This is a genomic window from Gramella jeungdoensis (genome assembly GCF_023805255.1).
GTDB classification, from domain to species: Bacteria; Bacteroidota; Bacteroidia; order Flavobacteriales; family Flavobacteriaceae; genus Christiangramia; species Christiangramia jeungdoensis.
Window position 1 is genome coordinate 46,593 of sequence record NZ_JAMSCK010000007.1, and the last position, 13,554, is coordinate 60,146.

At 40.1% G+C, this 13,554-nt stretch carries 14 protein-coding genes; 3 read left to right on the plus strand and 11 right to left on the minus strand.

Going from position 1 to position 13,554, the window contains the following annotated elements:
* Positions 1-80 precede the first annotated feature (80 nt).
* The 6 genes from NE848_RS16060 to miaB form a co-directional block, all read right to left on the minus strand.
* Positions 81-356, minus strand: coding sequence for a co-chaperone GroES (locus NE848_RS16060; RefSeq protein ID WP_108170633.1), 276 nt, complete (start codon positions 354-356; stop codon positions 81-83).
* 151 nt (positions 357-507) lie between these two features.
* Positions 508-852 carry a preprotein translocase subunit SecG gene (gene secG, locus NE848_RS16065; RefSeq protein ID WP_252115616.1) on the minus strand — a complete coding sequence of 115 codons (345 nt, stop codon included), beginning with the start codon at positions 850-852 and terminating at the stop codon, positions 508-510.
* 2 nt (positions 853-854) lie between these two features.
* The gene (locus tag NE848_RS16070) at positions 855-1,745 is read right to left on the minus strand and encodes a hypothetical protein (RefSeq protein WP_252115618.1); all 891 of its coding nucleotides are present in this window, start codon (positions 1,743-1,745) and stop codon (positions 855-857) included.
* Positions 1,745-2,248 carry an LptE family protein gene (locus NE848_RS16075; protein WP_252115619.1) on the minus strand — a complete coding sequence of 168 codons (504 nt, stop codon included), beginning with the start codon at positions 2,246-2,248 and terminating at the stop codon, positions 1,745-1,747. Before NE848_RS16075 ends, NE848_RS16070 begins: the two co-directional genes overlap by 1 nt.
* A 93-nt stretch (positions 2,249-2,341) precedes the next feature.
* A complete protein-coding gene (locus tag NE848_RS16080) occupies positions 2,342-3,604 on the minus strand; it encodes a sigma-54 interaction domain-containing protein (RefSeq protein ID WP_252115620.1) in 1,263 nt (420 codons plus the stop codon).
* Between the two features lie 69 nt (positions 3,605-3,673).
* Positions 3,674-5,119, minus strand: a complete 1,446-nt coding sequence (gene miaB / locus NE848_RS16085; protein ID WP_252115621.1) for a tRNA (N6-isopentenyl adenosine(37)-C2)-methylthiotransferase MiaB — start codon at positions 5,117-5,119, stop codon at positions 3,674-3,676.
* 143 nt (positions 5,120-5,262) lie between these two features.
* Between miaB and NE848_RS16090 the strand changes: the two genes are divergently transcribed.
* On the plus strand, positions 5,263-6,489 hold the full coding sequence (locus tag NE848_RS16090) for an LVIVD repeat-containing protein (RefSeq protein WP_252115622.1): 1,227 nt from the start codon (positions 5,263-5,265) through the stop codon (positions 6,487-6,489).
* Positions 6,490-6,544: 55 nt separating this feature from the next.
* Here NE848_RS16090 and NE848_RS16095 read toward each other — a convergent pair whose 3' ends face one another.
* From NE848_RS16095 to NE848_RS16115, 5 genes are all read right to left on the minus strand, one after another.
* Entirely contained in the window at positions 6,545-8,122 is a 1,578-nt protein-coding gene (locus NE848_RS16095) for a carboxylesterase/lipase family protein (RefSeq protein WP_252115623.1), read from the minus strand.
* A gap of 38 nt (positions 8,123-8,160) precedes the next feature.
* On the minus strand, positions 8,161-8,457 hold the full coding sequence (locus NE848_RS16100) for a TIGR03643 family protein (RefSeq protein ID WP_252115624.1): 297 nt from the start codon (positions 8,455-8,457) through the stop codon (positions 8,161-8,163).
* Between the two features lie 111 nt (positions 8,458-8,568).
* Positions 8,569-8,829, minus strand: a complete 261-nt coding sequence (rpmA, locus tag NE848_RS16105) for a 50S ribosomal protein L27 (protein WP_252115625.1) — start codon at positions 8,827-8,829, stop codon at positions 8,569-8,571.
* 26 nt (positions 8,830-8,855) lie between these two features.
* Positions 8,856-9,380 (minus strand): 50S ribosomal protein L21, encoded by a 525-nt coding sequence (rplU, locus tag NE848_RS16110; protein ID WP_252115626.1) that lies wholly within the window; start codon positions 9,378-9,380, stop codon positions 8,856-8,858.
* A gap of 115 nt (positions 9,381-9,495) precedes the next feature.
* A complete protein-coding gene (locus tag NE848_RS16115; protein WP_252115627.1) occupies positions 9,496-9,960 on the minus strand; it encodes a DUF4199 domain-containing protein in 465 nt (154 codons plus the stop codon).
* Between the two features lie 171 nt (positions 9,961-10,131).
* On the opposite strand from NE848_RS16115, the gene NE848_RS16120 reads away from it, so the two are divergent.
* Together NE848_RS16120 and NE848_RS16125 are read left to right on the plus strand one after the other, a co-directional pair.
* On the plus strand, positions 10,132-11,457 hold the full coding sequence (locus NE848_RS16120; protein ID WP_252115628.1) for a M16 family metallopeptidase: 1,326 nt from the start codon (positions 10,132-10,134) through the stop codon (positions 11,455-11,457).
* A gap of 19 nt (positions 11,458-11,476) precedes the next feature.
* Positions 11,477-13,546: a M16 family metallopeptidase gene (locus tag NE848_RS16125; protein ID WP_252115629.1), complete on the plus strand. Its 2,070-nt coding sequence runs from the start codon at positions 11,477-11,479 to the stop codon at positions 13,544-13,546.
* The last annotated feature ends 8 nt before the right edge of the window (positions 13,547-13,554 follow it).

Sequence of the window (13,554 nt, forward strand, 5' to 3'; positions counted from 1 at the left end):
GACTTTTGAAAAGATGTGGTTAATTATTTTTTACTTGATTTATTCTCCCGCGAAAAGGGAAAAGTTTATTGAAGTGAAACTTATACTATTGCTAGTATATCATCTTCCCGCATAATAAGATAATCTGTACCCTCAAGTTTTAGCTCTGTACCGGCATATTTACCGTAAAGCACCATATCGCCTTCCTTAACGGTCATCTTGTGGTCTTTTGTTCCCGCACCAACTGCTACAACTTTACCTTTTTGTGGCTTTTCTTTAGCAGTCTCAGGAATAATAATACCAGACGCAGTCTTATTCTCTGCAGCAACAGGTTCAATAACAACCCTGTCTGAAAGCGGTTTAATGTTTAGTCCCATTTTTTAGAATTTTATTTTTAGGTTAATCAATTTTTAAAGTCGGTAAGGGATATTTCTAAAATTATGCCATCAGCTTATTTCTGCCAATACCCAATAAAAAATGCCAGCTTGTCATAAGCTGGCATTTTCAAATTATAATATTTTCTTAAATCTACTGAGCGCTGTCAGTTTCCATTGGCTGCTGCGTCGGAGTTTGAGTAGCAGGAACTTCTGTTTCTACAGGTTCATCACTTTCAAAAACACCAGGTGTGGCTTCTCCCGGAGCATCCATAATGGTAACATTCGAAAGAAGGATAAGAACCAAAAGTAAAGTAGCAAGTGTCCAGGTACTCTTGTCAAGAAAATCTGTGGTCTTCTTAACACCTCCCAATTGCTGGCCACCACCTCCGAAAGAAGAAGAAAGTCCTCCTCCTTTTGGGTTCTGAACCATTATCACAACTACCAGCAAAAATGCCACGATAATTATTAAAGCTAAAAAAATAGTGAATGTGCTCATTCTTATTCGTTATTATTATCTTGTAATTTCTCTATTGCCCGAATTTGGTCTGCAAAGAAACCACTTTTTTCGGGATTTTTCAAAATTAATATTTTATATGCCTGGATGGCTTTTTTATAATTTTTCTGTTCCAGGTAAACCTTCGCCAATGTCTCTGTCATCAGGGATTCCGGTGCAGCCATACTTTGCTCTGCGAGGTTCACCTTGTTCGCCGTTTTACCAGGTTTTATTTTTGGATTCTTAGAAATGAACTCCTCGATCAATTCAAATTTTCGTGAACGACTCTCATCGGTTTCCTCCTCATCCTCATTATCGTCATCTCTTCTTTCAATTGGCTGTGCTTTGGTAAGTTTCAACCATTCTGAAAATGAATGAGATTCTTTCTGGTCAAATTCTAAAGGCTTACCTATTCCTAATTGTTCTTCTGAAGACTCCTTTTTATTTTCTTCTTCAACAGGCTCTTCTTCGATTTCCGATTTTTCAAGCTTTTCAAATAACGCAGGATCCATCACCCTTTCAGATTCCGATTGCTTCATCCTGATAGCCTCATTGATATCTATGCTCCTTCTTCCATGCACCTCTTCAGGCTCATATACGGTGATATCCTTAAGCCGCTCTTCCTGGTCCCTGATTTGTTTAGCTATCTGGTTCTGATTGAACTCTTCGGAAGTAATAAAATCGAAAAGTATGCTTCTATCTGTTGTATAGGCTGCCGTTTTTTTCAATGCCGAATTATAGCTGAATTCCTGATGTTCTTTCAAACCTTTTAACCTTATGGCTCTGGCCGCCTGAAAATAGGGTGCCTCCATCAGGAGCTTTTCTATTTCCCGTGTTTGATCGGCAGTGATCTCTCCCGGATTCTCCAGCAAATATGTGAGAGTCTTTACATCCATTACCAATCGGTTAAAGCTGCATTGAAAATATCCTGTGTTAAACGAGTGTATATTTCATCGAGGGCAGTTTCAAGATTTGCTCCTACCAGCTGGGTAGCGGCAGGATAATCATAAAAAAATGAAAAACGCCTGTCAAAATCCTTTTCCGGTTCCAGTGTATTATAATAACGGACATTTACAGAAATTGTAAGCCTGTTTTGTGCAGCGGTATTCTGGGCGGTAGCCGACATTGGAGCAATATAATATTCGGTTATCTCTCCTTCAAAGACAAGATCTCCATTATTGTTAACAAGACTCAGGCTCGTTTGATTCTGGATAAGGTCCTGCAATGAATTGGTAAAGGCCCTGTCTATCCCAGGTTCCACCAGATCTGCATTATTCTGAAAGAAATTCACCTGAAAGGTTTCGGCTTCCCCGGTATCGGCACCTGTAAATGAGTAGATCCCACAAGATTGCAAGGTTAAAAGTAAAGCGGAGCAAAATATTAAAAAAGGTTTCTTCATAATTAAAAAGCTATAAGCTCTAAGTGTTAAGCTTTAAGCCACCCAAAATACTAAATTCTGTAAAGCTCAAGGCTTAAAGCTGAATGCTTATTGCTACAAGTTATATTGTTTGATCTTCCGGTAAAGGGTTCTTTCACTTATGCCCAGTTCTTCTGCCGCAGCCTTTCGTTTCCCGTTATGTCTTTCAAGGGACTTTTTGATGAGTTCCAGTTCTTTGTCTTGCAAAGAAAGGGTTTCTTCTTCCTCAATCTCTTCGGCAAAATAATACTTGTCTTTTTCCTCCTGCTTCTGAGGAGCATTTTGCTGAGGGATTTGAAGCACTTCCAATTTATCCTCATCTATGTCAGCTTCATCAATGTCATTCCCACTGTTTCCATAGATCTTCTGAATAAGACCTTCATTCTCGTCCTGCACCTGTTTGGTGTCACCCTCCTGCATTAGTTTCAAAGTAAGCTTTTTCAGGTCATTAAGATCGCTCTTCATATCGAACAGCACTTTATAAAGGATCTCTCTTTCATTACTGAAATCCCCTTCCTTCTTTTTATCAGCGATCACGGCGGGCAGGTTGCTTCCCACATCAGGAAGATAATGCCTCAATTCTTCAGCACTGATACTCCTGTCCTGTTCCAGAACAGAGATCTGTTCAGCGATATTTCGAAGCTGGCGAATATTTCCTCCCCAGCGATATTTCTTTAGAAGTTCCACAGCTTCGTCTTCCAGCTTAATGGTAGGCATCTTATATTTCAGCCCGAAATCTGAAGCAAATTTTCTGAACAGCAAATGAATATCATCCTTTCTTTCACGAAGAGGAGGTAGATTTATCTCTACCGTACTCAAACGATAATAAAGATCCTCACGGAATTTCTCTTTTTTGATAGATTCGAACATATTGATATTCGTTGCCGCAACAATCCTCACATTAGTCTTCTGAACTTTTGAAGAACCAACTTTTATGAACTCGCCATTTTCAAGTACACGCAGCAGCCTTACCTGGGTTGGCAATGGCAATTCACCTACCTCGTCTAAAAAGATCGTACCGCCATCGGCCACCTCAAAATAACCGCTACGGGTTTGGGTAGCACCGGTAAACGCACCTTTCTCGTGACCAAACAATTCACTGTCTATAGTCCCTTCCGGAATGGCACCGCAATTAACCGCTATATACTTTCCATGTTTTCTATGTGAAAGAGCGTGGATGATCTTAGGAATACTTTCTTTCCCGACTCCGCTCTCCCCGGTTACAAGGACCGAAATATCGGTAGGGGCCACCTGTATTGCTTTTTCTATAGCACGATTAAGTTTGGGGTCGTCTCCAATGATCCCAAACCTTTGTTTTATTGCCTGAACTGATTCCATCTACAAATATTCCGTATTCAGTAAACAGTCTTCAGTTAAAAATCCAACTATATACTGTAATTTTTTAATTTAATTATTATCGCTGTATCCCACAGGAGTACCAATAAGGGTAGCACTTGTACAGTCTTGGATCGTCACATTCACAAAATCTCCTACCTTGTAATTCTCCTTTGGAAATACCACTACCGTATTTTGGGTATTTCTCCCACTCCAATGGGCATTAGATTTCTTTGATTCCTTTTCTATAAGCACCTCAACGGTTTTTCCCAGGAATTTCTCGGTATTATATTTACTGTGCTCCTGCTGAAGATTTACAATTTCAGTAAGCCTTCTCTTTTTAACATCTTCAGGAACATCGTCTTCAAATTTTCTCTCGGCCATGGTTCCAGGCCTTTCAGAATAAGCGAACATAAAACCAAAATCATATTTCACGTATTCCATCAATGAAAGGGTATCCTGATGATCTTCTTCGGTTTCTGTTGGAAATCCTGTAATGATATCATGAGAAATTCCGCAGTCGGGAATTAACTTTTTGATATTATCGATTAATGTGAAATACTCTTCCCTTGTATGCAGACGGTTCATTTTTTTCAAAATACGATCGCTACCACTCTGCACAGGTAAATGAATATAGTTACAGATATTCCTGTACTTCGCCATCACTTCTATCACGTCAAGAGTCATATCCTGGGGATTGGAAGTAGAGAAACGAATTCTCATTTTAGGCTGGGCTTCAGCAACCAGTTTTAAAAGTCCCGCGAAATTCGTTGCCGTTGCTTTCTGAATCTCGGTAGCATTTTTGAAATCCTTCTTCAATCCACCTCCATACCAAAGATAACTATCCACATTCTGCCCCAAAAGTGTCACTTCCTTGTAACCTTTATCAGCCAGATCGTTTACCTCTTCCACAATACTTTGCGGATCACGGCTACGCTCCCTCCCCCTGGTAAAGGGCACCACACAGAAGGTACACATATTATCGCAGCCTCTTGTGATTGAAACAAATGCCGAAACTCCGTTGGTTTGCAACCTAACGGGCGAAATATCGCCATAAGTTTCCTCCTTACTTAGAATAACATTTACGGCATTGCGTCCTTCTTCAACCTCATTGATAAGGTTTGGAAGATCTTTATAGGCATCTGGTCCCACAACAAGATCTACTATCTTTTCTTCTTCCAGAAATTTGCTTTTCAATCGCTCGGCCATACAACCAAGTACCCCGACTTTCATTCCCGGATTTATTCTTTTAACCGCATTGTATTTCTCAAGACGCTTTCTAACGGTTTGTTCAGCCTTCTCCCTGATGGAGCAGGTATTCACCAAAACCAGATCGGCCTCCTCAAGATTCTGAGTGGTATTAAAGCCTTCTTTAGAAAGAATGGAAGCCACAATTTCTGAATCACTAAAGTTCATCTGGCAGCCATAACTTTCAATGAAAAGCTTCCGGCCATTTTCAGCCTTAGGCTCCATTACCAAAGAGTTTCCCTGTTTTTTCTCGTCTATTATCTTCTCCATAATTCTTTAATAACCTTTCGGTTTTTAGATGGGCAAAGATAGGGCTAAAGTGAGTTCTGACAAAGTGACAGAAAAAAATTTATACTAGCCGGCGCAACCTTTTTCTTTTTTTCACATCTAATAGATAACTAATTGACCCGGAAATGAAAAAAATACTATTTCTTCCCATACTAATTGTGCTATTAAGCCTCGTATCATGTAACGAGGATGAAGACTACAGATTGTCTACCGTGGCTGTTCCCGTTACTCAATCGGTCGCCGATTTTAGAGCTTCCGTAAAGATACTGGAGCCTCGAAACATCGCTGAGTCGGGGAAGATTTATGCCTGGAAAGATTATATTTTCGTGAACGACAAGAATGAAGGCGTTCATATAATAGACAATACAGACCCGTTTAATCCGGAGAATATAAAATTCCTGAAGATACCAAGGAATATGGATATCGCCGTTAAAGACGAAAAACTCTATGCCGACAACGGAATGGACCTGGTAGTATTTGATATTAGTGATATGAATAACATCAAAGAATTAGCCCGTGTAAAGGATGTTTTTCCTAATTACTATACCTCAGCCCCGGAAGGGGTTAATTATATAGATTTTGAAGGTTTTGATCCTGCAGAACAGGTGATCGTGGGATACCTAATGGAAACCAGAAGGATAGAATATGCCGTTGATGACTGGGTAACTTTTGAATCAGCCTCAGATGCTGGCGGAGGCAATATAGGCACCGGAGGAAGTATGGCCAGGTTCAGCATAAAGGACAATTACCTTTATGTAGCCGATGAAGCCAATTTATCGACCTTCGATATTTCAAATCCTTCAGCACCTAACCGGGTAAATGCCGAACAAGTAGGCTGGAATATAGAAACCCTTTTTAATTATAAAGATCATCTTTATCTGGGGAGCGACCGAGGCATGTATATCTACAGCATAGAAAACCTGGCTGCTCCGCAACAAGTGTCTTATTTACAACATGTACTTGGCTGCGACCCGGTGGTTGTGAAAGATGATTATGCCTATGTTACGATTCGCGGCGGAAACCTTTGTGGACAGAACTTCAACCAGCTTGATGTGGTAAATATTTCAGATAAAACCAATCCATTCATTGAGAAGACATATGAAATGAACAATCCGCATGGATTAGGCGTTAAAGATGACTGGCTGTTTGTTTGTGATGGCGATGCCGGATTGAAGGTATACGATATTCAAGACACCCCCGACCTTAGGTTAATAGATCAATTCAGCAACATTAGCACCTATGATGTTATCCCACTTGAGGATAAACTTCTGATGGTCGGGGATAATATACTCTACCAGTACTCCTATAAGGGTAACGAGATTAGTTTAATTAGCAGTTTTGCTTTGAATTGATTTCCCCTTTTTGTTTGGTTTTTTGAAAATCCCCGGTTGCCCGGGGATTTTTTCTTTAATCATTCCCAAAATATTTATCAAGAAATCTATATCTATCATCCTTTTCGGCTGGAACAACTTCGAACTCCGAATCCATAATTAAGATTGGAGGACTAACATCCTTATCCATTGCCGATGGCCATGGCACAAGACCTTTGGAATTTGGGTCTCCAGTCTTGATGAAATTAGCAAGATATACCTGGATTGTAGATGAAATGCGGTAATCTTCTTCCGATAAATTAGGGTTTTCAATAAGCCTTAAATTACCCATAAAATATTCTATTTCGGAAGCATGAGGAGCACCTTCAGGCTGATATTCGGGATCCTCTTTAGCCTGGGGCCGTATCCTGCTAAACAGGTACCTGTAAACTGGTTCTTCTGAATTTTTCCGGTGAAGGTCGAACCACTTCCAGGTGCTATATGCTATAAATCGATCTGAAGCCAGGGCCGTTGCTGATTCCCTTATCTCTGCAGGGGAACCCGCTGGATACAATTCCAGGACTTCTTCAAAATTATCTTCATATTCCTCCTGCAGCCGCTTCAGATAATTCTCTTTATTCATTTCCTTTACCTGCATAAATCCACCTGAACCCATTTCGGCAGAATTCCAACCTACCAGTAATGGAATCTGAGCCTGTTCACCAGCTTTAAAAATTTCAGGGACCGGTTTAGGCAAAAAATAAGAGTCTATAACAGTGGGAAAACCGAATCGTCCAGATTCATTATAAACCCTGAAAAGTTCATCGGTATTCAGGGCCCGTAATTCCGCAAAGGAAGCAAACCCGGCTTGCTCAACAAATTGCTCTCCTATTTTTTCGGCTTCGGTAAGCGGAACTGGTGCCAGAGTAGGTTTTATGGAAGCCCCGCTTTCTCCAATAGCTCCTGCGATAATATCTTTAGATAAGGGGGAAGCCATATGAGCACTTACGGAAATTGAACCTGCAGATTCTCCCGCGATGGTTATTTTCTCCGGATCTCCGCCAAATTCCTCGATATTTTCATAAACCCATTTTAGCGCAGCATTCTGATCCAGCAAACCATAATTTCCGGAGGCATGATATGGCGATTCGGCACTTAAGGTGGGATGGGCAAAAAATCCAAAAACATTAAGGCGGTAATTTACAGTAATCGTTACTATTCCTTTCTGAGCCATAGACGCACCATCATATCGAGGCTCTGAACCATCCCCGGCAACAAAACCTCCACCGTAAAAATAAAGAAGCACGGGAAGATCTTCACTTTCGTTAACTGAAGGTGTCCAGATATTGAGATAAAGGCAATCCTCACTGGTTCCTTTGCCCCTGTATATCATATCCCCAAAAACGTTTGTTTGCACTGCCGCAGGTCCAAATTCCTTTGCTTCTTTAATTCCATCCCAATCCTGGAGAGGCTGGGGAGCTTTCCACCGTAAATCTTTAACAGGAGGCTGAGCGAATGGGACACCAAGAAAAAGATCAAGATCTTTTGTTTCGTCATGAAAACCTTCTAAAACCCCGTTCTGAGTCTCAACCCGGACAGGCGTTTGACAAAATGAATAATTAAAAATGAGAAGAAATAGAAGACTTATGATCCTGTGAAATGTAAGAGGTCTCATTGGAAATATTTATAAGGAGGTTATTCCATAAATATAAATCAATATTTCTTCTTTGAGATACGGTTACCTGTGATTTGCCGTTGCATGGAACTTCTGAATCTGCCAACCTCAGCATTTTTTAGTTTAGCATGCTTGGTCTTTCTACCCTGTACCCTTGCCCTCCATTTTCTCCAGTTACGAGGATGCATCTGCTCCTGCATGAATTTGATCACCTGTTTCTCGCTTAGTCCAAATTGATATTCTATAGCCTCAAAGGTGGTTCTATCTTCCCATGCCATGGAAATTATTCTGTCTACCTGTCTTTCATTAAATCCAAATTGGTCAGCAATTTTCATCAAATGTTTAAGTTTTTTGTTTTAAAATTAAACATTTTTAGCATGAAGACATAAAAAAACCCTTTCCGAAATAATCCGAAAAGGGTTTTTTATATAATTAGAAGCTTCTAATTAAGCCTGGAAAGGCTCAATTGAAACATAAGACTTATCGTCTTTCTTCTTAGTGAATTTTACAACACCGTCTATTTTGGCGTGTAATGTATGGTCTTTACCGGCATACACATTATCACCTGGGTGGTGAGTGAATCCGCGTTGTCTTACAAGAATGTTACCAGCAACGGCAGCCTGGCCACCAAAGATCTTCACACCTAAGCGTTTCGATTCTGACTCTCTACCGTTCTTGGAACTACCAACTCCTTTTTTATGTGCCATCTTATTTCGTTTTTAGTAGTTTAAAATTAGCTTAAAGCAGCGATTAGCTCGGCTTTCTTCATAGAAGAGTAACCTTCGATTCCTTTTTCTTTAGCCATTTCTTTCAGCTCAACAACTGTGTGCTTGCTTAGATCTTCTGATTTATTATCAGATTTTTTTGGCTCCTGCTTCTTGGTCTCTTTTTTTGCTTCTTCTTTCTTTGGCTCTTCTTTCTTAGCCGAAGTTGCTTTTTTACCTCCTTTAAGATCGATTCCTTCGATCACGATCTCTGTTAAGGACTGACGATGACCGTTTTTTACACGGTAACCTTTACGTCTTTTCTTTTTGAAAACGATCACTTTATCACCTTTTAGATGACGGTTGATCTTAGCTCCTACCAGAGCACCTTCTATAGCCGGGGCGCCAACGGTTACATTGTCTCCATCTGCAGTAAGAAGAACCTTGTCAAAAGAGACACTGTCACCTTCCTTACCTTCCAAACGGTGAACAAATACCTTTTGGTCTTTTGCAACTTTGAACTGCTGCCCTGCTATCTCTACAATTGCGTACATAGCGTATGATTAATTAATTTGATACAATTACAACACTCACGATTTCACGCAAGCGGGTGCAAATATAATCCTAATTAATTAATTGACAAAGGTTTTTTATTTTTTCAGATAAGATCTAAAACGTGTGTTTTTTTCCTTCTTTAGTATTCCAGGAATCCTTGAACAATTGCATATAAGCCAGGGTAAGCACCAGGCTAGTTGCAAATCCCATAATGGCAACCACGAACAACACTATTCCTATATTAGTACTGTAATCGGTAATCCACATGGTAATAAGCTGATTTAAAAAATCGGGATTGAATTCTGTAGCATAGAATCCAAAGAAAATGGTGAATATAATGGTAGCATTAAAACCCGTTAAGAGGCTTGCCATGAATCCCTTCTGATACTTAAATTTATTTCCCTTTTCCAATCTGTAATGCTTTATCGCTTCATACATCCCATAAGCCATGATCACACTATTAAAAAGACTGTAAATAGGATTCACATGCAATCCAAAAAGGGAAAGTATTAAGAAATATGCGATCAAACCTGCCGCAATTGCAACTCCATATTTAATAGGAATACTAGATTTACCCATAGCATTTTAACTTTTTAGCTAAGTAAATTTCCAAAAAATACAGCGGTTTTTGCCTTAATAGCTTGTTAATTTTAACACATTTGACATTCGTTCATCATTCAAACAAAGAAATTGTAACTTTTTAGCAATGCAGCTTACTTATATATTACACAAATGAAAAACATTTAAAAGATGATCAACAAACTAAAACTAATTGCCTGCTTTCTGTTAATTGGCTCGGCAGGTGTTGCTCAGGAAGTAGAATTTACCGAATACGATCTGGACAACGGTCTGCATGTAATTTTACATCAGGATAACACCGCACCTGTAGTCACCATTGGAGTGATGTATCATGTGGGATCGAAAGATGAAGCTCCCGGAAGAACCGGTTTTGCCCACTTTTTCGAGCACCTCTTATTTGAAGGAACCCAGAACATAGATCGTGGTGAGTGGTTTAATATTGTAGCCGCGAATGGTGGAAACAATAATGCCAATACTACCGAAGATCGAACTTATTACTATGAAACTTTCCCCTCAAACAACCTCGAACTGGGTCTATGGATGGAATCAGAACGCATGTTGCACCCGGTGATCAATCAGATAGGTGTGGATACTCAGAACGAAGTGGTAAAAGAGGAAAAAAGAACCAGGGTAGATAATGCTCCTTACGGGAAGATAATTTACAACACTGGAATAGTTCCCTATATGTTTGATAAGCATCCTTACAAGCATTCGGTTATCGGGACCATGGAAGATCTTGATGCCGCCCAGCTTGATGAATTCAAAGGTTTTTTCGACAAGTATTACAATCCGAATAATGCCGCGCTTGTGGTTGCCGGAGATATAGATATCGAGAAAACAAAGAAAATGATCAAAGATTACTTTGGTCCGATTCCTTCCGGACCTGAAGTAGAAAGAGTAGATATTGAAGAGGAACCAATTGAAGAGAAGATAATTGCCACTGAATATGACAGCAATATTCAGATTCCTGCAATGATATATGTTTACCGAACCCCTTCAATGAAAGAAAGAGATGCCTATGTACTAGATATGATCTCTTCTATCCTTACCGACGGCAAAAGCTCCAGAATGTACAAAAAAATGGTAGATCAGGATAAAGAAGCCATACAGGTACTTGCATTTCCAAGAACCATGGAAGATTATGGCCTCTATCTAATGGGTGCCCTTGCAATGGGAGATACTCCTTTAGATACACTTGCTTCTTCGATGGATGAGGAGATAAAAAAGCTCCAGAATGAACTCATCTCAGAAGAAGAATTTCAAAAACTACAGAACAAATTTGAGAATAGGTTTGTGAACTCTAATAGCAGTGTTCAGGGAATAGCTTCTTCTCTTGCCACTTATTATATGCTTTATGGCGATACCGACCTTATAAACGAAGAGATAGATATCTATAGAGATATCACCAGAGAAGAAATAAAGGAAGTAGCGAATAAATATCTTAAAGAAAACCAGAGACTGGAACTGGAATACTTACCTCAAACAGACACTCAATAATCCAATAAAATACTAAGAAATGAAAATCAAATTTATTTCAATATTCATATTATTCCTGGTTTGCATTAGTACGCAAGCCCAGATAGATAGATCCAAACAACCAGAACCGGGTCCCGCACCAACTATAAACCTGGGAAAACCAGATTCGTTCACGCTTGACAATGGCTTAAAGGTAATGGTGGTTGAGAACCACAAGCTGCCCCGTGTTAGGGCTAGTCTTTTAATAGACAACGAACCGCATGCGCAGGGAACCAAACAAGGTGTAAAAGCCCTTTACAGTGCAATGATGGGTACCGGCACAAAGTCTATGAGCAAAGATGAGTTCAACAAAAGAGTTGACTTTCTAGGTGCCAATGTAGGTTTTGGATCGGAGAGTGCCTATGCGAGTTCTCTTTCCAAATTCTTTCCTGAAGTAATGCAGTTAATGGCAGACGGGTTCCTAAACCCGAAATTTGAAGAGCAGGAGTTCAAGGACCAGAAAGACAAACTTCTTGAGAGCCTGAAATTCGGTGAAAAAAGTGCCAGCTATATCGCCAGCAATATAAGCAGCGCTCTTGCTTACGGAAAAGATCATCCTTACGGAGAATTTGAAACTGAAGAATCGGTGAATAGCGTGAGCCTGGAAGACATACGGAATTACTATAACACCTACATCTCTCCCGCTAATGCATATCTTGTAGTAGTAGGGGATGTAACCGCATCTGAAGTAAAGAAACTCGCGAAAGAACATTTTGGAGACTGGAAAAAACCCGCTCCCAAGGCTTCCAATCTTCCCGAAGTAAAGAATGTGGCAACTACCGAGATCAACTTTATCGATGTTCCAAACGCGGTGCAAAGCGAACTTAGGGTTCAGAATACGATCGATCTGAAGATCTCAGATGATGACTACTTCCCTGTCGTGGTGGCCAATCAGATCCTTGGAGGTAGTTTTGGAAGCTACCTCAACATGAATCTTCGTGAAGAGCATGGCTACACTTATGGAGCAAGATCTTCTACCGGAGCCGATAAATATGCAAGCCGTTTTGTTGCCAGTACCAGTGTAAGAAATGCTGTTACCGATAGCGCGGTAGTTGAAATATTAAAGGAGATCAACAGGATAAAAACCGAAAAAGTTTCTCAGGAAGACCTGGAAAAGGCCAAAGCAAAATTTGCCGGGAATTTTGTGCTTAACCTGGAAGATCCTTCCACAATTGCAGATTACGCCCTGAATATTGAGACAAATGACCTGCCGCAAGATTTCTACGAGAATTATCTTAAAAGGATCAATGCTGTAACTCCGGAAGATATTCAAAGGGTTGCCAATAAATACTATAAGACCGATAAGCTTAGAATAGTGATTGCTGGTAAAGGCAGCGAGGTTCTTGAAGGAGTGGAGAACATCACATATAAAGGCCAGAAATTACCGGTAAAATATTATGATAAATATGGTAATAAGGTAGATAAACCCGAATTCAACAAGGAGGTTGATCCCTCGGTAACGGTAGAAAAAGTTTTTGGCGATTATATCAAAGCCATTGGCGGCAAGGAAGCAGTAAAAGATATTGAAAGCGTTTTGATAAAGGCTAACGCCACCATCCAGGGCATGAATTTAGAGCTTGAAATAAAACGTACCAGTGAAGGTAAGCTTGCGCAATCAGTTGCCATGAACGGAAATGTAATGAGCAAACAGGTATTTAATGGGGAATCAGGCTATGCTATGGTCCAGGGACAGAAAATGCCCTATACTGAAGAACAGATCAAAATGGCCCAGGCCGATGCCCAGGCTTTTCCAGAATTGAATACTGAAGGCTCCAAAGTTGAAGGAGTGGAGCAGGTTAATGGAAAGGATACATATGTAGTTTCGATGAACGAAAATACGAAAGCTTACTACGACATGGAAAGCGGACTAAAAGTACAGTCGGTTAAGACCATGTCCCAGGCCGGACAAACAATGACTATCCCTACCATGTACAGTGATTATAGAGAAGTAGAAGGAGTAAAATTCCCATTTATGATCGCCCAGTCCATGGGACCACAAACCTTTGAATTTGAAGTTTCGGAGGTTCTGGTAAACGAAGGAGTTTCTGAAGAGGATTTCGTTGTGGAATAGTTTTCCAG